This is a genomic window from Stenotrophomonas sp. STEN029, from assembly GCF_056760015.1.
This window is the reverse complement of record NZ_JBRREC010000029.1, coordinates 24426-45208: the sequence shown is the minus strand read 5'-3', so window position 1 is coordinate 45208 and position 20783 is coordinate 24426. Positions and strand designations below refer to the sequence as shown.

Sequence of the window (20783 nt, the reverse complement as noted above, 5' to 3'; positions counted from 1 at the left end):
GGGCAAAAACGGCGTGCACGGGGGGCTGACAGGTCACGTGCTTCGCTCCCTCCCTTGCGCAACGCGCAGGGGAGGGTTGGGGAGGGGTGCCCTTTGCTGGTAGCGAACCTTTGAAGCAAAGCCCACTTCCAGCTTTCACCATGCGCAAGGCGGCCCCTGCGCTTGCCTGCGCTGCGCAGTGGGTGCTAGAAGAGTTCACACAGGTTCGGCCCGTAGCAGCGTGGCAGACGAACACGGCGATCGCAGTGGCCCGCGGCGCTACGATTCATTTCGAGGGCATGCCACACCATGCTGGGACGCGAACACGACATAGCAGTGAACCCCGACGCCTGCCCTGTACAGGCCAAGCGAGGCCTGCTGCAGGCACTGGACCTGCATTCGCTGTGGCGCGCCTGCGTGGACCTGATCAACCAACACCTGCCCTGCCACTCGTGCACCTTGATGTACGACATCAACGGCAGCTACCAACCACAGCGCAGCCTGCATTTCCTCGGTGCCAGTGCGGCTGGCAGCGCACGCCCGCTGCGCAGCCTCGAGGTTGCCGCGCCTTATCTGCAGCGCAACCCGCGCGTCGACTGGTACACGCTGTCACAGATCGCTTCCACCGACGCGCAGGCCCGGCTGCGGCTACGCGCGCAGAATCCCGCGCCCGGCTGGAACGAATTCATCCACATGGCGTTCTGGCGCGGTGAAGGCCTGGAGGCGGTGTTGAGCATCCGCATGCAGGCCGGCCAGGAGCAGATCACCGACGCCCACCAGCAGTTCCTCGGCGAACTGCATCAGCTGATGGCCGCTGGCCTGCAGCGCGTGCGTTTGATGCGGCATGAACGTCGCAGCATCTACCAGGCGCTGCTCGACCGACAGAGCCAGGCCGACATCATCCTCGACCATGAGCTGCACCTGATCAGCCTGTCGCCTGCGGCCCAGCTGTTGTGCGCGGGCTGGCTGGACGAAGCCGGCAAGCGCCTGCGCTTCCCCGACAGCGTGGCTTCGGCATTGCGCGGCTGGCTGCGCCAGGCGAGCCAGGTCGGCGATGCTGAGCTTCCACGGGAAGCGTTGGACCTGCCGGCGGCACAGTTGCGGATCGGCCTGCAGGGTCGCTTGCAGGCGGACGGCCTCTATCCGATGTATCTGCTGCGGCTGACGCCATTGCAATCGTTGGCAACGGCGACGCCCGTGGTGACCCGGCCGATGTGGTCCAGGCTCTCGCCCACCGAAACCCGCGTCGCCGAGCTGGTCCTGGATGGCATGCGCAATGACGAGATCGCCAATCACCTGCGGCGCTCGCGCAAGACCATCGAAAGCCAGATCAGCGCCATCTACCGCAAGCTCGACGTTGGGCATCGTGCGCAGCTGGTACGCCTGCTCAGCGTCACCGGCTGAGCAGGCGCAACAACTCAAGGCACGAACAGGAAGTAGTCATGCGCGGCACGCGCCAGCTGCGCAATGGCTGCGTCGCGGTCCGCGCTGCTGGCGCGTGATTGCACGAATACGGTGACGATGGCGTGTCCGCCCCCACCCGGCAGCGTGATCACGCCAACATCGTTGATCACATCCCCAACCGTGCCAGTCTTGTGCGCCACCGGGGTTTCCTTCGGCAACATGCCTCGCAGGCGGGCGCTGCCGGTGCGGGTGTCGAGCATGATGTCCTGCAGCAGCTTGGTCGAACCTGGCTGCAGCACCTCGCCACGCCAGACCTTCTGCAACAGGGTGGCCATCGCGCGGGCAGTACTGGTGTCGCGCGGATCTTCGTTCCAGGCGTTGGTGTGGCCGCGACGCAGCTCCTCGCTGCGTTCACTGCGCGACAGCTCGGCATAGGCCGTCGGACCCAGCGGCTTCGCTTGCGAGGCAGCGTTGCCGCGATAGTTGGCCAGCAATTCCCAGATGTAGCGATCCACCCGCATGCCACTGATGCCCAGTGCCTGCATGCGTGCATTCACCGCCGTGGTGCCACCGCCAAGACGGATCAGGATGTCGGTGGCGTTGTTGTCGCTTACCGTGATCATCATATGCAGCAGATCACGCACGGTGATAGCCGAACCGGCGCTCAGGTGCAGGTCCATGGGCCCGCCCATTTCCGGATAGACATCATCTTCGTCCAGCGTCACCTGCTGCTGCAGCGTGAGCTTGCCTTCGTCCACCAGCTTGAGGATGTGCACGGCCACCGGCACCTTCATGGTGCTGGCCATGGGGAAGGCCCGGTCGGCATCGAGATAGACGCTGCGACCGCTTTCCAGATGGACGATGGCCGCGCCGAGCTGGCCGGGTAGTTGTGCGGCAAGCCGTTGCGCTTCGACCTGCAGGCCCTGGCTGGATGGAGGTTTGGTGGCGGCCATTGCCGGCAGCAGCATGCATGCCAACAGCGGCGCGACGAACAACGCACGCAGGCGTGGACGCGATGGGGAGCAACGACGGTGGTGCTGGTACATGTTCAAATCCTCTGCAAAAGAAGCAGCCGAAGCGTTACGGCGACCGTCACTATTCCTGTTGACCCGGATGGTGCGTCATCCAGTAGTTCCGGGGCCAAGCGCAATCAGCGTTCCGAGCGTAGCCCGGGTAAGCGCAGCGCACCCGGGGTCAGGGTTCTACGGTTGTTTCAGGCTGTCCATGAACGGCCCCGGGTGCGCTGCGCTCACCCGGGCTACGGTTGTCCCGAACCTTCCTGCCTGTCGGTTCATTCCTAGAAACGCATGCGCGCGCCAAGCGTGAAGTAACGGCCGACCACATCGTAATAGGGCGAGCCGACCGCGCCCAAGGGGGACTTCTTGTCGAACAGGTTGCTGATGTCGGCGTAGACCTCGACCTCGTTGTCGCCGGCCAGCGCGAAGCGCGCCTTGCCACCCAGGTCCCAGTACACATAGGACGCGATGTTGCCATTGGTCAGCACCAGCTGGTTGTTGTAGACGCCACTGGAAATGTAGCGTGCGCGCGCCTGCGCACCGTAGCGGTCGCCGCGCCAGCCGAAGGTCGCGTTCGCACGCCAGCGTGGCACACCGGAGCCGCCGGTCAGACCCTGCGAAGTCACGTACTCGAAGGTGTTCTTGCCGTCGTAGGTGGTGAGGTTGTCGGTCCAGGTCGCCAGTACGCGGGTGTGAAAATTGCCCGACATCGCCGGGAACAACTTCGCCGCCGGCAGGGTGTAGAGCAGGTCCAGGTCAACACCATTGGTACGGTACTCGGCCAGGTTGACGTAGTTGGAGTTGATACGCTCGATCTCGCCGTTGCCATCGCGCTGGATGCGCCCACACATGGCCTGGTTGCCGGCGATACAGCGCAGCACCGTTTCCTGCGCCGACACCTGGGTGATCACGTCCTTGATCTCGATGTCGAAGTAGTCCACCGACATGATCAGCCCCGGTACGCTGGCCGGTGCCCAGGTGAAGCCGGCGGTCAGGGTGTCGGCCTTCTCCGGGTCCAGCAGCGGATTGCCGCCGCCAATCACCAGCGCGCTGATCGAGGTGCCGGTCAGTGGATCGCTGATGGTCGACCAGCCGGTGGTGCTGGTGGTGTACATCTCCGACAGGTTGGCCGAGCGGATATCGCGCGAACGGGTGAAGCGACCACGGAAACCATCAAAGAATTCGTTGGTCATGCCGTACTTCCACGACCAGATCGCGCCGGAGCTGTTGTAGTCGCTGAAGCGCGCCGCCGCATTGACCTGCAGGTCCCGCAGCACCGTCATGTCCCGCAGCAGCGGTGCGGCCACTTCGGCGAAGGCCTCGCGGACCTGGAAGCTGCCGGCCATCGGCGAGGAGCTCCAGGTACTGAACGATTTGGTCAGGTCCTGCGCGCCCACCTTCTGGTCGATCTGTTCCTTGCGCGCTTCCAGCCCCATCGCCACCGAGACTTCGCCGGCCGGCAACGAGAACGGCTCGCCACGCAGGTCCAGGCCGGCTGCATCGAGCTTGGTATTGGTCATGCGCCTGGGCGTGCCGGTGACATAGGCCGCCGCTTCCGCCGATGGAGCGCCATGACCGATCAGGTTGATTGGTACACAACCGGAGTTGGGGTTGCTCAGGGTCACCCGGCACACCGGCTTTCCGCTGACCGGATCGATCACCGCATCCACCGCGTCGCGATAGTTGCTGGTCAGCAAGAAGCCGGGGGCGGCCAGGTCGGACTGGTTGTCGCCGTGGCTGTAGTAGCCGCTCCAGCGCCAGTTGTCGCCGACCACGCCATCCAGCGCCGCGGTGAACTGGGTGGTGCGGCGGTCGTAATCGATATCGGGAAAGGCAAAGTCACTGTTGAAGCGACCAAGCCCAAAGCTGGTTTCGCCTGCGGCCAGCAATGCATCACGCACGGCTGTGGGCAGGAAGGCGTTGTCCACACTGATCTTCAGGCCGGTGCCACGGTTGTGGTCGCCGAACCATGGGAAGCGGTTCCAGCTGCGCGAGTGGCGGACGTCCATGGTCAGGCTGGTGTTGTCGGTGAGGTTCCACGACAACCTGCCCAACACGTTGTAGCGGCGCTGCGGCGTCATCAGCGAACTGATGTCGTCATTGCTCGGGCTCTCGCCGCCTTGGATCAGCGACGCACCGGTATAGCCCGGGAACGGCCGCAGGCTGCCATCCGGATTGAAGGCCTGCCCGGCCAGCACACCGGTGGTGATCAAGCCTCCGATCGCGGCATTGCCGTAACCCACGTTGTCTTTCATCGTGAACGTGCCGTCGCCATTGGACAGCTGCGCGGTGCGGCCCAGCCATGACCGTGATGATTTGGGCAGAATGCCGTCGTTGTTCAAGGCCTCGCCGCCGATGACGATGTGACCGCGCCCCTGTGCGATCTCGAAGCCGGTAGCGGCCGAGATGTACTGCTTCTGGTTGTCCGAGCGCGAGGACACGCCGCCCTGCACATCGATCTTTGTGCCGACCAGCTGGCTGTCCAGCTGCACGTTGACAACGCCTGCAACCGCGCCCGAGCCCCAGGCGGCGGAGGCACCGCCGGTAACCACGTCCACGCCGCTGATCAGGATCGAGGGAATGCTGGCCAGGTCGTTGTCGCTGGAGAAGCGCCGCCCGTCCAGCAGCACCAGGGTGCGGCTGACGCCGAGGCCACGCAGGTCGACCGGCGCCCGTGCCGCGTCCACGCCGGTGGTATGGGTCTGCGGCGACACCGTGCCACGGAACTGCGGCAGGTCGTTGAGCGCGGCAGCGATATTGGTGTGGGTGGAGAGCTGCAGGTCCTCCGGCGTCACCTTCACCGTCGGCGTCGGCGCGTTGAAGCCCGGCCGATCGATGCGCGAGCCGGATGCGGTGACGTTGACGCTACCGATATCCACCACCTTGTCGGTGGTCTGCTCAGGTTTGGCATCGGTCGATTGGGCGAAGGCGCTGGGCAGGCTGCCGGCGATGATCAGGGCGATGCCCGTGGACAACGTGGTTCTGGCGATACGGCACGGCATACGGTTCCTCGCAGAAGGCTGGAAGTGGAACTGCTGACCTGGCAATGCGGACTCTCCCCTCTCCGCATCTTAGGAAGCCACCTTCCCGCCCCGCATCAGGGAAAACCCCGATACCAACCGCTCAAACGACAACGGCCAGCACAGGGCTGGCCGTTGTTTCAAACGTTACCAATGCTTAGTGCGACGAAGCCTTGCTCGCACCAATGCCGGTCTCGGCACGGACTTCCTGTGCCGGGTAGGCGGCACGCTCGGCCTGTGCGTTCTTGCTCTTGTCGGTGATCGAGAAGAACCAGATGCTGACGAAGGCAATCGTCATCGAGAACAGCGCCGGGCTGGTGTACGGGAACGGCGCACTGCCAGCCGCGTTGCCCAGCGTGTCCACCCATACCGACGGCGACAGCAGGGTCAGGATCAGCGACGAGGCTAGGCCCAGCGAACCACCAATCACCGCGCCGCGGGTGGTGCAGTCCTTCCACAGCAGCGACAGGATCAGCACCGGGAAGTTGGCCGAGGCGGCGATGGCGAAGGCCAGCGACACCATGAAGGCCACGTTCTGCTTCTCGAACACGATGCCCAGCAGCACCGCGATAACGCCCAATGCCAGGGTGGTGACGCGCGACACACGCAGCTCCGAGCCCGGTGCCGGGTTGCCCTTCTTGAACACGGTGGCATACAGGTCATGCGACACCGCCGATGCACCGGACAGCGTCAGGCCTGCGACCACGGCCAGGATGGTGGCGAACGCCACGGCCGAGATGAAGCCCATGAACATATTGCCGCCGACGGCCTTGCCGACCAGCACGGCTGCCATGTTCGGGCCGCCCTGGATGGTACCGGTGACCGGATCCGCATACTCCGGATTGGTCAGCACCAGCGCGATCGCACCGAAGCCGATGATGAAGATCAGGATGTAGAAGTAGCCGATCCAGGTGGTTGCCCACAGCACCGACTTGCGTGCCTGCTTTGCATCGGGAACGGTGAAGAAGCGCATCAGGATGTGCGGCAGGCCGGCGGTACCGAACATCAGTGCCATGCCGAACGAGATTGCCGAGATCGGATCCTTGACGAAGCCACCAGGCCCCATTATCGCCAAGCCGGTACTGGCCGCTTCCTCCGCACTCTTGCCGCCGTTGGCTGCGATCTGGGTCTTGACCCGCACCGCCTCGGTGAACAGCGCCTCGAAGCTGAAGTTGAAGTGCCACATCACCATCACGGCCATGAAGGTCACGCCCGACAGCAACAGGCAGGCCTTGATGATCTGCACCCAGGTGGTGGCAGTCATGCCGCCGAACAGCACGTAGACCATCATCAGCACGCCGACCAGCGCCACTGCGATCCAGTAGTCCAGGCCGAACAGCAGCTTGATCAGCGCACCGGCACCAACCATCTGTGCGATCAGGTAGAACAGCACCACGACCAGCGTGCCGGAGGCCGCGAACATGCGGATTGGCTTGGCCTGGAAGCGGTAGCCAGCGACGTCGGCAAAGGTGAAGCGGCCTAGGTTACGCAGGCGTTCTGCCATCAGGAAGGTCAGGATCGGCCAACCGACGAGGAAGCCCAGCGCGTAGATCAAACCGTCATAGCCGTTGGTCATCACCGCGGCGGTGATGCCGAGGAACGAGGCCGCCGACATGTAGTCACCGGCGATTGCCAGGCCGTTCTGGAAACCGGTGATGCCGCCACCGGCGGTGTAGAAGTCGGACGCCGACTTGGTGCGGCCTGCGGCCCACTTGGTGATGCCAAGCGTGAACACCACGAAGGTCGCGAACATGATGATCGCGGTCCAGTTGGTCGGCTGGCGCACGGTCTGGCCGATGTCGCCACCGGCGGCCATGGCCGCACCGCTGGCGATCAGCAGACCGAGCAGCGCGCCCGATCGGAGGACGGAGTGGTTCATTGTGCTTCCTCCACGATCTCTTCGGTCAACTTGTCGAATTCCTTGTTGGCACGACGCACGTAGAAGCCAGTGATGACGATGGTGAACACCATCAAACCCAAGGCGATCGGAATGCCGACCGTGGTGATCTTGCCGGCACCAATCGGCGTGGCCAGGAAGGCCTTGTCGAAGGCGATCAGGCCGATATAGCCGTAGTAGCCCAGCAACATCAGGATGGTCAGGAACCAACCCAGCTTGTTGCGCGAGCTGCGCAACCGTTGGTATTTCGGGTTGGAGGCGATCCGCTCTACACGGGGATCGACGGAAGCATTCATCGGAATTCTCCAGGCGTTGGGAATACGAACGCCATGGCATGCGGAGATGCCGTGACGGTCACATGAGTGCTCCCCGTGGGGGTAGGGAGATGGGGCGTACTACATTTTCAGACGCGGTACCGGCGGCACTGCACCGCCGGCACCGGATGGGTCAGAAGCTGTACTTGGTGGTGAACTGCAGGCGGCTGATATCGCCCTTCTTGCCGTTCTCGATCTCGCGCACGCCGTACATCAACTCGGCACCGACATCGACCTTGGGCATCGGCGTGTAGAAGATGTTGCCGCGGATCGACTGCACGCTCTTGGTGACCAGGTCACCGGTGATCGACGCGTTGTTGTCGTAGTCGCTGCGTGCGTAGATCAGGTTGGTGCGCAGCTTCGGGCTGAAGGCATGGCGCCAGCCGACATAGCCGGCAACCACGCCGGTCGGATCGATCTCGTCGCGGATCGCGTCATAGCCGCTGTCGGCGGTGATGCCCAGGCCGATGTAGCGCGAAATGCCTTCGCCACCGGTCAGCTGGTAATGCAGGGTATCGGCATCACCCATCAGCCACTTGCCGCCGAGGGTTATACCGCCGGCCACCTTGCTGGCATCGGCACCGGTGGTCTGGTTGTCGAGCTTGAGCTGACGCACCAGGCCGGCGACGCCGAAGGTGCCCCAGTCGCCCTTCCAACCGTAACGTACGGTCAGGTCAGGCATCGAGCCACGGTCGGAGTTGGCAACCGCCGGCACGTTCCACTTGTTGGTGACCGGGTTGAAGGTGCCGGTAAGCGTCGTGGTTTCCGGGTTTTCCAGGGCAACACTCAGGCCGCCGTTGGTGTAACGGATCTGCGCCTGGCGCACGAACACCACGCCATCGGTGGGACCAACGAAGTCAGCTGCTTCCGGAATCGAGGCCGCGTCCATGAAGTTGGACCAGGTCTGGCCGGCCAACCACTTGTTCCAGTACATGTAGGCGTGGCGCAGGGTGACGCCATAGGTGTTGGTCGCGGTCTGGTTGCCCAGCGAGTTGCCGAAGAAATCCATCTCCACCATCGCGCCGGCCTTGTCGCCGTTCTCGGCGACATGGTCCACGCCCAGGTTGAAACGCGAGAACTTGGCATGGGCGTTGTAGTCCACGTCCGAGGCCTTGCCCGAACCACCGGCGCCATGCACCGGCGTCTGGCCCGGCAGATACAGCGCGCGGCCGGTGGCATCGTCGGCCAGCTGGCCGTCGCCGGTACGGGTGGCGAGGAAATCGGCCTTGATGAAGCCACCGACCTTGAAGGTGGTGCCCGGCGCGGCGCCCGGGGTGATGCTGGTCAGCTGAATTGGCTGCTTGCCTGCCGGCACCGCCGGTGCAGCAGCACGCTCGGCCTGTGCAGTGCGCACCTGCACCACTTCACTCTGGGTCTGGGCAATCGCGCCCTGCTGTTGCTGCTGGGTGGACAACAGCAGCTGCACCTGCCGCTCAAGATCAGCAACGCGTGCTTCCAGCGCCTTCTCTTTTGCGGTCTCGGCGAAGGCCATGCCCGGCGCGACCAGCGCGACGAACAGGGCAGCGGCAAGTGGCCGGCGGGCCGTTTTCAGGATGTTTCGATTCATTGGGGCTGCCTCTCTCCAGGCTGGCGAACGGTCCGCGCCGGTTGCACGGTCGCAGCCAGCGTGCGCGGCGATGGCAGCGGCCGGCTATTCGCCATTAGTCGTAAGCAGACGTCTGTTCGACCATCGTCTAACAGAAGATGCAGCGCGAGGTGGGGTGGATGCGGCACACTTGGGGTGTCCCGGCCCTGTCCCACGACAGGGCTCATTCATTGGTTACAAGTGCAAAGGTGAGGGTTGCCATGACTGATGTATATCCCGTTGATTCCGCGTTTGCCGAGAAGGCACGGATCGACAAGAACACGTACCAGCAGCTGTACCGCGAATCGGTCGAAAACCCCGATGCGTTCTGGGCCAAGGCCGCCGAACGCCTGGACTGGTACAAGAAGCCGACCAAGATCAAGAACGTCAGCTACCAGCTCGACGATTTCCGCATCAAGTGGTTCGAGGACGGCGAACTCAACGTCAGCGTCAACTGCCTTGACCGGCAGCTGGCCACGCGCGGTGACAAGACCGCCATCCTGTTCGAGGCCGATGGCCCGGACAGCCCGGCGCAGAAGGTCACCTACCGCGAACTGCACCAGCGCGTCTGCCGCCTGGGCAATGCACTGCGCAACCTCGGCATCAAGAAGGGTGACCGAGTCACCATCTACCTGCCGATGATCGTCGATGCCGCGGTGGCGATGCTGGCCTGCGCCCGCGTCGGTGCGATCCACTCGGTGGTGTTCGGTGGCTTTGCCGCCAACTCCATCGCCGACCGCGTCGGCGACTGCGCCAGCAAGCTGATCATCACCGCCGACGAAGGCCTGCGTGGTGGCAAGAAGGTGCCGTTGAAGGCCAATGTCGATGCCGCGCTGAAGCTGCCCGGCACCAATACCGTGGAAACCGTGCTGGTCGTACGCCACACCGGTGGTGCGGTCGACATGCAGGCGCCGCGTGACCGCTGGTTCCACGATGTGGTGGACACCCAGCCGGCCGAGTGCGAACCCGAGCGCATGAACGCCGAAGATCCGCTGTTCATCCTCTACACCTCCGGCTCCACCGGCAAGCCCAAGGGCGTGCTGCACACCACCGGCGGTTATCTGCTGTACGCGGCCTACACCCATGAAGCGGTGTTCGACCTGCGCGAGGACGACATCTACTGGTGCACCGCCGACGTCGGCTGGGTCACCGGCCACAGCTACATCGTCTACGGCCCGCTGGCCAACGGCGCCACCTCGGTGATGTTCGAAGGCGTACCGAACTACCCGAACACTTCGCGTTTCTGGGAAGTGATCGACAAGCACCAGGTCACCATCTTCTACACCGCGCCCACCGCCATCCGTGCACTGATGCGCGACGGCGAGGAGCCGGTCAAGCGCACCTCGCGCAAGAGCCTGCGCCTGCTCGGCAGCGTCGGTGAGCCGATCAATCCGGAAGCCTGGCGCTGGTATTACGACGTGGTCGGCGATGCACGCTGCCCGATCGTGGATACCTGGTGGCAGACCGAAACCGGCGGCATCCTGATTTCGCCGCTGCCGGGTGCAACCGACCTCAAGCCTGGCTCGGCAACGCTGCCGTTCTTCGGCGTGCAGCCGGCGCTGGTCAGTGCCGACGGCGAGCCGCTGGAAGGCGCCACCGAGGGCAACCTGATCATCCGCGATTCCTGGCCGGGCCAGATGCGTACCGTCTACGGTGACCACCAGCGCTTCATCGACACCTATTTCCGCACCTACCCGGGCAGCTACTTCACCGGTGACGGCTGCCGGCGCGACGAAGACGGCTATTACTGGATCACCGGTCGCGTCGATGACGTGATGAATGTGTCCGGTCACCGCATCGGCACGGCCGAGGTGGAAAGCGCGCTGGTCTCGCACCCGAAGGTGGCCGAAGCGGCCGTGGTCGGCTTCCCGCACGACATCAAGGGCCAGGGCATCTATGCCTATGTCACCCTGATTGCCGGCGAAGCGCAGACCGACGAGCTGCTCAAGGAACTGGTGGCATGGGTGCGCAAGGAAATCGGCCCGATCGCGGCGCCGGATCACCTGCAGTGGGCACCGGGCCTGCCCAAGACCCGCTCGGGCAAGATCATGCGCCGCATCCTGCGCAAGATCGCCGAGAACGCCCCGGACCAGCTCGGCGATACCTCCACGCTGGCCGATCCGTCGGTGGTGGCGTCGCTGGTGGAAGAGCGCAAGGTTCGCTAAGCGGTAACTGCCCGGGGCACCGTGGTGCCCCGGCTGTCGGTCCATGTGGAGGGCGTGGATCAGCGTCGCAGCCGGTATCCTGTTTCACCGGAAGGGCGTCACGCCCCTTACTTCAGCATTGGATCGCATATGCCTACCCTCCTCATTGCCGATGACCATCCGCTGTTCCGCGAAGCCCTCAAGGGCGCGGTGCAACGCGTCATCCCCGGCGTGCAGCTGATGGAGGCCGACAGCGTCGAAGCACTGTACGCACTGGCCGAACAACACCCCGATGCCGACCTTGTGCTGATGGACCTCAACATGCCCGGCGCACAAGGCTTCAATGCGCTTGTGCACCTGCGTTCACTGCATCCGCAGCTGCCCATCGTGGTGGTGTCCGCACGCGAAGAAGCCACTGTGATGCGACGCGCACTGGACCATGGCGCATTCGGCTTCATTCCAAAATCCGCCGATTCGGACACCATCGGCCATGCGCTGGGCACCATCCTCGATGGCGAGCGCTGGGCACCGGCCGAGGCGCACAACGTGCCGCCGACCCCGAATGAAGAACGCGAAGTCGGCCAGCGCCTGCGCGAACTGACCCCGCAACAGTTCCGCGTGCTGCAGATGCTCGGCGTAGGCCGGCTGAACAAGCAGATCGCCTATGACCTGGGCGTTTCCGAGGCCACCATCAAGGCCCACGTCACCGCCATCCTGCGCAAGCTCGGCGTCACCAACCGCACCCAGGCGGTGCTGATGGCCGGCAAGCTGGCGATCGACGACGACGCCATCGTGCTGCCGCCGGAAGAAGATTGAGTTGCTGCCGGCGCTTGCCTGCGGCTGAGCGCTAAGAACTACCCCTCCCCGACCCTCCCCTGCGCGTTGCGCAAGGCAGGGAGCTCCAGCCCCTCCCCTTTGGCGCAGCCAAGGGGGAGGTTGGGAGGGGTAGCTTTGGTTGTTGCTTTTACGCGTTGTCTGGCTTGCCCGCGAACAGCAGCCCTCCCCTGCGCGTTGCGCAAGGGAGGGAGTCTGGCCCCTCCCCTTTGGTGCAGCCAAGGGGGAGGTTGGGAGGGGGTAGCTTTGGTTGTTGCTTCTGCGCGTTGTCTGGCTTGCCCGCGAACAGCCCCCCTCCCCAGCCCTCCCCTGCGCGTTGCGCAAGGGAGGGAGCTCTGGCCCCTCCCCTTTGGCGCAGCCAAGGGGGAGGCTGGGAGGGGGTAGCTTCGGTTGTTGCTTCTACGCGTTGTCTGGCTTGCCCGCGAACAGCACCCCTCCCCAACCCTCCCCTGCGCGTTGCGCAAGGGAGGGAGCTGGAGCTCATGCCGAACGCTGCAGCTCCGGATCCGCTGCCGCCGTCGCATCGACCACGAACACTTCCGCCGCTGCGGCCAGCTCCTGCGTCTGCTCGCGCATCGCCTGCGCGGCATGCGATGAGGCGCGTGCGACCTCGCCACTCTGGCGGGTGCCTTCACCGATGCGTCGCAGCAGGCGCTCCACATCATCCACCGCACTGACCTGCCGCGCCGAGCCTGCATCGATCCGCTCCAGCGCGCTGGCCACCTGCGCCACCCGACCACCAATGTCCTGCATCGCCGCTCCGCTGCTGTCAGCCAGCCGCGCGCCTTCCTCCACCTGCCGCAGCGATACGTCGATCAGGCCGCGGATCTGCTTGGACGCCTCCGCCGAGCGCTGCGCCAGCTGCCGCACCTCGTTGGCCACCACCGCGAAGCCACGCCCGTGGCTGCCGGCCCGCGCGGCCTCGACCGCAGCGTTCAGTGCCAGCAGATTGGTCTGGAACGACAGGCTGTCGACGGTGGCGACGATCTCGCGGATGTGTCGTGAAGACGCCCGCAGCTGGTCCATGCCAGTGATCGCGGCCGCCGTGGCCTGGCGCCCGCGCTCGGCCGCATCGCTGGCCTGCGCCGACACCAGCGCACTCTCGCGCGCACTGCCGGCATTCTCGCGCGCCTCACCGGCCACCGAGCGCACCCGCTGCAACGCCTCCTGCACGTCACCCACCTGCTGTTCCACGCGCCCGGACAGGTCGGCGGTACCACTGGCCATGTCGCCCACCGCTGCCTGCACGCTGCCCGCCGACTGCTGGATGCGGGCGACGATGCCGCCGACCTGCTGCATGGCCTCCTCCAGCCCTTGCCGCAGGCGTGCGTAGATGCCCTGGCCGTCGCCGCGCATGCGCGCACTCAGGTCACCATGGGCGAAGTGGCCGATCACCCGCGTCGCATCCCCCACCTGCGCCTGCACGCTGTCCAGCAGGGCATTGATGCGCTCGCCCAACTGCAACACGAAGCCCTGCTTGTCGGCCAGCACGATGCGTCCCTGCAGGTCGCCGGCGGTCGCCGCCGCGACCACCGCGGCCACTTCGTTGACGATCACCCGCTCAAGCCGTCGGTCCTGCCATTCCATCACCAGGCCAAGTACCCGATCAGCTTCCAGCACCGGGCTGGCCCGCAGCAGGAAGCCGCTGTTGCCCAGCTCCACCTCCGCATCCATCGCCACGCTCTGCTCGAAGGCGGCCCGCATGAGTGCGGCAACTGCCGGCCCGAGTTCGGCCGCCTCGCTGTCGACCTCGGCCGCGCCTTCGATCCCGGCCTGGGCGAAGGCCTGTTGCAATGCCGGATTGGCATAGACCACGCGGCCTGCGGCATCCGTCACCAGCACCGCGGCGCTGGCCACGTCCAATGCCTGCCGTACCCGCTGGTTGGCACCCGCCGCCAGGCGCTCGCCGGCAATGCGCTCGCGCAGGCTGGACTGCATCTGCATCAGCGCCGCCGCCAACCGACCAATCTCGTCATGCGCGTTGCGCACCACCAACCGGCCGTCCAGATCATCGTCGGCAATGGCGCGGGCGAACGCCGCCGCGTCAGCCAGCGGCCGTTCCACCGCTCGCAACAGCAACAACAGCAGACTGACCAGCAACAAGCCCACCACCAGCACGGTGGCAGCGAAGGCGGCATCCATCCAACGCCGCGCTGCGGCCTGTTCTTCGCGTTGCTTGGCCAGGCTGGCGCGCTGTGCCTGCTGCAAGCGGGTCAGCACCGGCAAGGCCTTGGCGGCAAGGTCGTCCATCGCCTGGGTCTCGCTGTCGGCCCCGTAGCGCGCCGCTGCATAGGACAGGAATGCCTCCTGGTAGCGCTGCATCGCATCGCGCACCTGCTGCTTGCTGCCGTCCGGCATGCGCGCTGCCTGCAGCAGCAGCTCGAAGGGCATCACCTGCGCACTCAGTTCATCCGCGTACTTCTGCTCACGGCGCAGGATGAAGTCCTTCTCGTAGCGGCGCATGGTCAGCATCGACACCTGCAAGGCCGCATCGGGATGTTCGCCGATCAGGTTCTCCACTTCGTGCACGGCGTTGCGCAGCTGGCCCTGCATGCCGCTGTCGGCATCGTGGCCAAGTTCGGTGATGCGCTGATCCAGTGCCTGACCGGACTGAACATAGTCAAGCAGGGGCGCGCGCAATGCCTGCTCCCAACCCACGCCCTTCCTGTCCGTGGACAGCAGCGCCTGCAGACGGCCATTGGCGGCCACAAACGCCTGCCCGGCGACGGCCGAGAACGACATGGCATACTCGGCCTGGGCGCGGCGCGCCTCGGCAAACGCAGCCACCAGCGCCTCCAGCTGCGCCGCATCCTGCTGGTAACTCTGCAGCCGCTGGTCGGCACCGCGCATGCCAACACTGAGCCAGGCATAGGCCGAGCCGATGACGAGCAGGCCGACCACCAGCGCCAGCAGGCTCAGACGCAGTTTCTGGGCTATACCAAGGGGGAACTTCATGCCGCACTCCGGGCGTAGAGATGCCTCGAAATCGGCCGCATATCAGGTTTCTTGAGTGCTGATTTGCAGGAAATTACCGCGCTGCGCCAGCCGTGCGCGCGTATCAGGCCATGCATCCATGACAGTGATATTTCAGTTCCGCCACCAAGCTGGCATCCCGGGGCTGTCCGTTCAGATTGGGGGGCCATGCTAGAATCCGCGCTCCCTTGGGGAGTAGCCTGCTTCCAGCATTGGAAGCGCCCACATCAACACACTCGGCCAGTGCGCCGTGGTGTGGGCAGCCAGACCCGGTTGGCGAGACCAGCGGCATGCGTGCGCAACTACGGTTGGGCGCGACGCATGCCGTTTGTGTCCGCCCGACCCGGTAATCCTGATGTCCCCCATCTCCATTCTTCTGATTGGCTTCGCCATGTCCACCGACGCCTTCGCCGCAGCGGTTGGCAAGGGTGCAGCGATGCGCAAGCCACGCCTGCTTGATGCACTACGCGCAGGCCTGATCTTCGGCGTCATCGAGGCAATCACGCCGATCATCGGCTGGCTGCTGGGCCGCGCCGCGTCGCAGTACGTGCAGGCCTTCGATCACTGGATCGCGTTCGGCCTGCTCGGGGTACTCGGAGCACACATGATCATCGCCGGCCTGAACCCTGATGATGAAAGTGAAGCCGACAACGACGACGAAGCAGGCGAGCAGCACAAGAGTTTCTGGACGCTTGCCGTAACCGGCTTCGCCACCAGCATCGATGCGATGGCGATCGGCGTCGGCCTGGCCTTCCTTGACGTGCATATCGGCGTGGTGGCGCTGGTGATCGGCCTGTGCACGATGATCATGGTGACCATCGGCATCATGCTCGGCCGCGCCCTGGGTGCGGTGGTTGGCAAGCGTGCGGAAATCGTTGGCGGCGTGATCCTGATCATCATCGGCTGCGCGATCCTGTACGAGCATCTGACGGCTGCGGCCGCAGCTGTGGGAGCGGCATGAGCAGCGAAGCCAGCGCACCACCTGTAGAGCGCAGCCATGCTGCGGCGGGGCATTGCCGGTAGAGCTTCTGCCGAGCATGGCTCGGCACTACAGAAATCTAGCCCCTCTCCCGATCACCGGAGAGGGGTTGGCGTGAGGGCAGCTTTTTCTGGTAAAGCCCCTTGCCGAGCATGGCTCGGCACTACAGTGCTGGTTGCTAGCGTCGGCGCGGGTCGTTCAATGCGGTCAGGAACGCGCGCAGCGAGGCCGGCTTCACCGGCTTGGTCAACACGCGGTAGCCGCGTTCGCGGGCCATGCGCTTCAACTCATCGCGGCCATCGGCGGTCAGCAATGCGCCGGGCAAAGGACGGCGCGCGGCTTCGCGCAGGGCGAGCAGGGTGTCCAGGCCATCGAGCCGATCGTGCAGGTGGTAGTCCACCAGCATCACATCGGGCTGTTCGCTCAATTTCTCCAGCGCCATGTCCACCGTGCTGGCGGCGATGACCTCCACCTTCCAGCGGCCGAGCAAGGCGCGCATGCCGTCAAGGATTTCCTGGTCGTTGTCCACGCACAGCACGCGCAGGCCGGCCAGCGAATCATCACCACCAAAAGCGGTCGGCTGACGTGGCGCCGGCAGCGGTACTGCCGGTGTTTCCACCCGCGGCAGGGTGATCGAGAACATGCTGCCGTGGCCGGGTTGGCTGCGCGCGTTCAAACCGTGATCAAGCAGGCGCGAGATGCGTTGGCAGATCGACAAGCCCAGGCCCAGGCCCTGCTCGCCCCAGTCGAACGGCTGCTGGTAGCGATGGAATTCATTGAAGATCTGCTGCATGTGATGCTCGGGAATGCCCGGGCCGGTATCCCATACCTGCAGTTCAACCTGGTCACCACGCACGCGCAGTGCCAGCACGATGCGGCCACTGCGGGTATAGCGCAGGGCGTTGGCCATGAAATTCTGCAGCACGCGACGCAGCAGGCGTCGATCACTGCGCACCCAGGCAGTGCGTGCAAAGACATGCAGGCGCAGTCCTCGCCCCGCCGCTACCGGCGTGTACTGTGCAGCGAGCTCGCGTACCAGCACGCTGGCATCGAACTCGCTGATGGTCGGGCGCAGCCCGCCCGCATCCAGTCGCGACACGTCCAACAGGCCATCCAGCAACTCTTCGGCCGCGCGCAGGGAAGCATCCACACGCTCGGCCAGATGCCGCTGCTCGTCGGTCTCGTGCAGGCTGTCGCGGAGGGCGGATGCAAAAAGCCGCGCTGCATTCAGTGGCTGCAACACGTCATGGCTGATCGCGGCGAGGAAGCGCGTCTTGGATTGCTGCGCTGTCTCGGCTGCCTGCGAACGCTCTGCTACGCGCTGCTCCAGGGTTTCGTTCGCTTCCAGCAGCGCCTGCTCGGCATTCTTGAAATCCGTGATGTCGTTGTAGCTGGTGACATAGCCGCCACCGGGCAAGGCCTGGCCACGCAGCTCGATCACTTTGCCATCGGCGCCGGTGCGTTCGAACACATGCGGTGAACCAGCACGCATATAGCCGATACGGCGATTGATCTGCACTTCGGTGTCACCCGAACCCAGCTCGCCGCGCTCGGCGTTGTAGCGGATCAGGTCGGCGACCGGGCGGCCGACGTAAAGCATGCCGTCCGGGTAACCAAACATCTGCTGGTAGCGCCGGTTCCATGCGGTCAAGCGCATTTCCGGATCGACCACACTGACGCCTGCGCTGATGTTCTCCAGCGTGGTGGAGAGAATTTCGCGGTTGAAGCGCAGCTCCTGCCCCGCCTCGTCCAGCACCGCCACCACTTCACCAAGATCCATGCCCGAGCCGCGCAGCAGGCTGGTCAGCAGCAGGCGCGCCGACGCCGCACCGATGGATGCGGCGAGCAGGCGCTCGGTGAACTGCACCCAGACACGGTCGGCGGCAGCGGCAGGTTGGAATTCGCGCTCCAGCAACTGCGCCTGTTCGCCGAACGAGCGCCGCGCACGGTTGTCACCGATGACGCGGGTGGCCAAGGCCAGCAGATCGCGGACCTTGACGTGCGCCGGCCAGTCGCCGGCCACCACCGGCCGCTTGGCATAAGGATCGAGGAACGGTGCCGCGCGCAGGCGCTCGGCGACATCCGGGCGCCAGCGCATCGACACCAGCAACATGGTCACGGTGTTGATCAGCAGCGACCAGAAGGTGCCATGGGTCAGTGGGTCCCAACCGGTCAGGCCGAACAACTGCTGTGGCCGCAACCAGTCGATGCCGAACGGTCCGTGCGTGAGCAGGCTCGCATCCAGCCAGCCGCCGTGGCTCAGCGCAGGCACCAGCAAGGTGTAGGCCCAGACCACAAAACCGGCCAGCATGCCGGTTTCTACGCCGCGGCGGCTGGCGCCACGCCAGTACAGGCCACCGAGCAGGCCCGGTGCGAACTGCGCGACCGCGGCGAAGGCCATCAATCCGTAGGCGGCCAGCATGGTGTCGTCGTTGCTGCCGCGGTAGTAGCCATACGCGACCAGCGCCAGCAGCACGATCGCCATGCGCCGGATCCACAGCACGCGCGAGGCGACATTGGCAGCCTCGCGGTGGTCGCCACTGCGCCGCAGCAGCAGCGGCATGACGAGATCGTTGCTGATCATCGTCGCCAGCGCGATCGAGGACACGATGACCATGCCGGTGGCCGCGGAGAAGCCACCGATGTAAGCAATCAAAGCGAGCGTTGTATTGCCGGCAAGCATCGGCAAGGCCAGTACCAGGGTGTCGTCCGAGGCCAGGCCGGTACCGAACATCGCCGCGCCAGCGGTGGCAATGGGCACAATCATCAAGGAAATCAGCACCAGATAAGCGCCGAACATCCAGCGTGCGCTGCGCACATCACCGGCATTGCCGCACTCCACCACCGCGACGTGGAACTGCCGAGGCAGGCAAATCAGGGCCAGGAAACTGAGCAGCGTCTGCGAGACGAAGCCCACCGGCGGCATGCCTTCAAACAAGGTGCGTGCCGACTGCACCACCGACTCACCGCGGTCGGTCAGCCACACATAGGCGAAGACGCCGATCGCGACCATGGCCAGCAGCTTGATCAGCGATTCGACGGCGATGGCCAGCATCATGCCGTAATGGTGCTCGGTGGCATCGACCTGGCGGGTGCCGAACAGGATGGCGAACAAAGCCATCAGCAGCGAGACATACAGCGCCGGATCGGTCAGGAAACCCTTGCCGGCGGCATCCCCGGTCAGCACCTGCAGGCTCATCGCCACGGCCTTGTACTGCAGTGCCAGGTACGGCACCACGCCGATCAGGGCGATCAATGCGACCAACGCCGCCAACCGCCGCGAGCGGCCAAAGCGCGAGGAAATGAAGTCGGCGATGGAGACCACGTTTTCGCTGCGGGCGATCAGCGCCAGTCGTTCGATGATCCGCCAGCCGAACATCAGCATCAGCAGCGGACCAAGATAAATAGGCAGGTAGCCGATGCCATAACGCACCGCCGAGCCGACCGCACCGTAGAAGGTCCAGGACGAGCAATAGACCGCCAGCGCAAGGCTGTAGACCACCGGCCGCAGCCACGGGCGGTCCGGATACAGCGGGCGACGATCACCCCACCACGCCACCCCGAACAGCAGCGCGGCATAGCAGAGTGAGACCAGGAGCAGGATCCAGCTGGAGACCAAGGGTAGTTCCCGTGCGACTTAGCCGGGCCAGTGTAGCCATTCCGCCCGGTTGGGGCTTTTGCCCCTCCCTTGTGCGAAGCACAGGGGAGGCTTGGGGAGGGGTGCTTTTGGCGGTGGCAATAGGATGCGCTTTCCACTTGGCGCGTTCGTACGTTCTGAAGCGCAGAGCGTCGAGCTGCGCTCGCCTACCCCTCCCCAGCCCTCCCCTGCGCCTGCGGCGCAAGGGAGGGGGTAGATCGCCAGGGCATGGAAAATCCGTCGACTGCTGCTTGCCCCCCTCCCTTGTGCGAAGCACAGGGGAGGCTTGGGGAGGGGTGCTTTTGGCGGTGGCAATCGGATGCGCTTTCCGCTTGGCGCGTTCGTACGTTCTGAAGCGCAGAGCGTCGCGCTGCGCTCGCCTACCCCTCCCCAGCCCTCCCCTGCGCCTGTGGCGCAAGGGAGGGAGCAGATCGCCAGCACGCAGAGAATGCCTCGGCTGCTGCTTTCCCCCCTCCCTTGTGCGCAGCACAGGGGAGGGTTGGGGAGGGGTGCTTTTGGCGGTGGCAATCGGATGCGCTTTCCACTTGGCGCGTTCGTACGTTCTGAAGCGCAGAGTGTCGAGCTGCGCTCGCCTACCCCTCCCCAGCCCTCCCCTGCGCCTGCGGCGCAAGGGAGGGAGCAGATCGCCTGCGCACGGAGAATGCGCCGGCTGCTGCTTGGCCCCCTCCCTTGTGCGAAGCACAGGGGAGGCTTGGGGAGGGGTGCTTTTGGCGATGGCAATCGGATGCGCTTTCCGCTTGGCGCGTTCGTACGTTCTGAAGCGCAGAGCGTCGAGCTGCGCTCGCCTACCCCTCCCCAGCCCTCCCCTGTGCCTGCGGCGCAAGGGAGGGCTGGGGAGGGGTGCTTTTGGCGATGGCAGTCGGATGCGCTTTCCACTTGGCGCGCTCGTACGTTCTGAAGCTCAGAGCGTCGAGCTGCGCTCGCCTATCCCTCCCCAGCCCTCCCCTGCGCCTGCGGCGCAAGGGAGGGAGCAGATCGCC

Annotated in this window: 11 protein-coding genes and 1 riboswitch; of the genes, 4 read left to right on the top strand and 7 right to left on the bottom strand. The window is 65.1% G+C overall.

Features of this window, described 5'->3' with window-relative positions; translation table 11 throughout:
- Window positions 1–288 precede the first annotated feature (288 nt).
- Complete coding sequence (locus ACVOLI_RS08720) at window positions 289–1383, top strand: helix-turn-helix transcriptional regulator (RefSeq protein WP_481534298.1); 1095 nt, start codon at window positions 289–291, stop codon at window positions 1381–1383.
- A gap of 14 nt (window positions 1384–1397) precedes the next feature.
- Here the strand turns inward: ACVOLI_RS08720 and bla are convergent, their stop codons facing one another.
- From bla to ACVOLI_RS08695, 5 genes are all read right to left on the bottom strand, one after another.
- Entirely contained in the window at window positions 1398–2429 is a 1032-nt protein-coding gene (gene bla, locus ACVOLI_RS08715; protein ID WP_481534297.1) for a class A beta-lactamase, read from the bottom strand.
- 251 nt (window positions 2430–2680) lie between these two features.
- The gene (locus ACVOLI_RS08710) at window positions 2681–5401 is read right to left on the bottom strand and encodes a TonB-dependent receptor plug domain-containing protein (protein ID WP_481534296.1); all 2721 of its coding nucleotides are present in this window, start codon (window positions 5399–5401) and stop codon (window positions 2681–2683) included.
- 175 nt (window positions 5402–5576) lie between these two features.
- Complete coding sequence (locus ACVOLI_RS08705) at window positions 5577–7298, bottom strand: cation acetate symporter (RefSeq protein ID WP_282267494.1); 1722 nt, start codon at window positions 7296–7298, stop codon at window positions 5577–5579.
- Window positions 7295–7612 (bottom strand): DUF485 domain-containing protein, encoded by a 318-nt coding sequence (locus ACVOLI_RS08700; protein ID WP_282267496.1) that lies wholly within the window; start codon window positions 7610–7612, stop codon window positions 7295–7297. The genes ACVOLI_RS08705 and ACVOLI_RS08700 overlap by 4 nt, the downstream gene beginning before the upstream one ends.
- Before the next feature lie 151 nt (window positions 7613–7763).
- Window positions 7764–9197 (bottom strand): DcaP family trimeric outer membrane transporter, encoded by a 1434-nt coding sequence (locus ACVOLI_RS08695; RefSeq protein WP_481534295.1) that lies wholly within the window; start codon window positions 9195–9197, stop codon window positions 7764–7766.
- A 239-nt stretch (window positions 9198–9436) separates the two neighbouring features.
- Between ACVOLI_RS08695 and acs the strand changes: the two genes are divergently transcribed.
- On the top strand, window positions 9437–11380 hold the full coding sequence (gene acs / locus ACVOLI_RS08690; RefSeq protein WP_282267499.1) for an acetate--CoA ligase: 1944 nt from the start codon (window positions 9437–9439) through the stop codon (window positions 11378–11380).
- 129 nt (window positions 11381–11509) lie between these two features.
- On the top strand, window positions 11510–12175 hold the full coding sequence (locus ACVOLI_RS08685) for a response regulator transcription factor (RefSeq protein WP_057629262.1): 666 nt from the start codon (window positions 11510–11512) through the stop codon (window positions 12173–12175).
- Window positions 12176–12673: 498 nt separating this feature from the next.
- On the opposite strand, the gene ACVOLI_RS08680 is transcribed toward ACVOLI_RS08685, so the two are convergent.
- Window positions 12674–15148 (bottom strand): methyl-accepting chemotaxis protein, encoded by a 2475-nt coding sequence (locus ACVOLI_RS08680; protein WP_481534294.1) that lies wholly within the window; start codon window positions 15146–15148, stop codon window positions 12674–12676.
- Between the two features lie 201 nt (window positions 15149–15349).
- Window positions 15350–15512, top strand: a riboswitch (yybP-ykoY riboswitch).
- Window positions 15513–15521: 9 nt separating this feature from the next.
- On the opposite strand from ACVOLI_RS08680, the gene ACVOLI_RS08675 reads away from it, so the two are divergent.
- Window positions 15522–16127 carry a manganese efflux pump MntP gene (locus tag ACVOLI_RS08675; RefSeq protein ID WP_481534293.1) on the top strand — a complete coding sequence of 202 codons (606 nt, stop codon included), beginning with the start codon at window positions 15522–15524 and terminating at the stop codon, window positions 16125–16127.
- 196 nt (window positions 16128–16323) lie between these two features.
- Here the strand turns inward: ACVOLI_RS08675 and ACVOLI_RS08670 are convergent, their stop codons facing one another.
- Window positions 16324–19764 (bottom strand): hybrid sensor histidine kinase/response regulator, encoded by a 3441-nt coding sequence (locus tag ACVOLI_RS08670; protein ID WP_481534292.1) that lies wholly within the window; start codon window positions 19762–19764, stop codon window positions 16324–16326.
- Between the last annotated feature and the right edge of the window lie 1019 nt (window positions 19765–20783).

Excerpts from the sequence above, each read along its gene's own strand:
- ACVOLI_RS08720 (WP_481534298.1), top strand. The coding sequence starts at position 289 with ATGCTGGGACGCGAACACGACATAGCAGTGAACCCCGACGCCTGCCCT.
- bla (WP_481534297.1), bottom strand. The coding sequence starts at position 2,429 with ATGTACCAGCACCACCGTCGTTGCTCCCCATCGCGTCCACGCCTGCGT.
- ACVOLI_RS08710 (WP_481534296.1), bottom strand. The coding sequence starts at position 5,401 with ATGCCGTGCCGTATCGCCAGAACCACGTTGTCCACGGGCATCGCCCTG.
- ACVOLI_RS08705 (WP_282267494.1), bottom strand. The coding sequence starts at position 7,298 with ATGAACCACTCCGTCCTCCGATCGGGCGCGCTGCTCGGTCTGCTGATC.
- ACVOLI_RS08700 (WP_282267496.1), bottom strand. The coding sequence starts at position 7,612 with ATGAATGCTTCCGTCGATCCCCGTGTAGAGCGGATCGCCTCCAACCCG.
- ACVOLI_RS08695 (WP_481534295.1), bottom strand. The coding sequence starts at position 9,197 with ATGAATCGAAACATCCTGAAAACGGCCCGCCGGCCACTTGCCGCTGCC.
- acs (WP_282267499.1), top strand. The coding sequence starts at position 9,437 with ATGACTGATGTATATCCCGTTGATTCCGCGTTTGCCGAGAAGGCACGG.
- ACVOLI_RS08685 (WP_057629262.1), top strand. The coding sequence starts at position 11,510 with ATGCCTACCCTCCTCATTGCCGATGACCATCCGCTGTTCCGCGAAGCC.
- ACVOLI_RS08680 (WP_481534294.1), bottom strand. The coding sequence starts at position 15,148 with ATGAAGTTCCCCCTTGGTATAGCCCAGAAACTGCGTCTGAGCCTGCTG.
- ACVOLI_RS08675 (WP_481534293.1), top strand. The coding sequence starts at position 15,522 with ATGTCCCCCATCTCCATTCTTCTGATTGGCTTCGCCATGTCCACCGAC.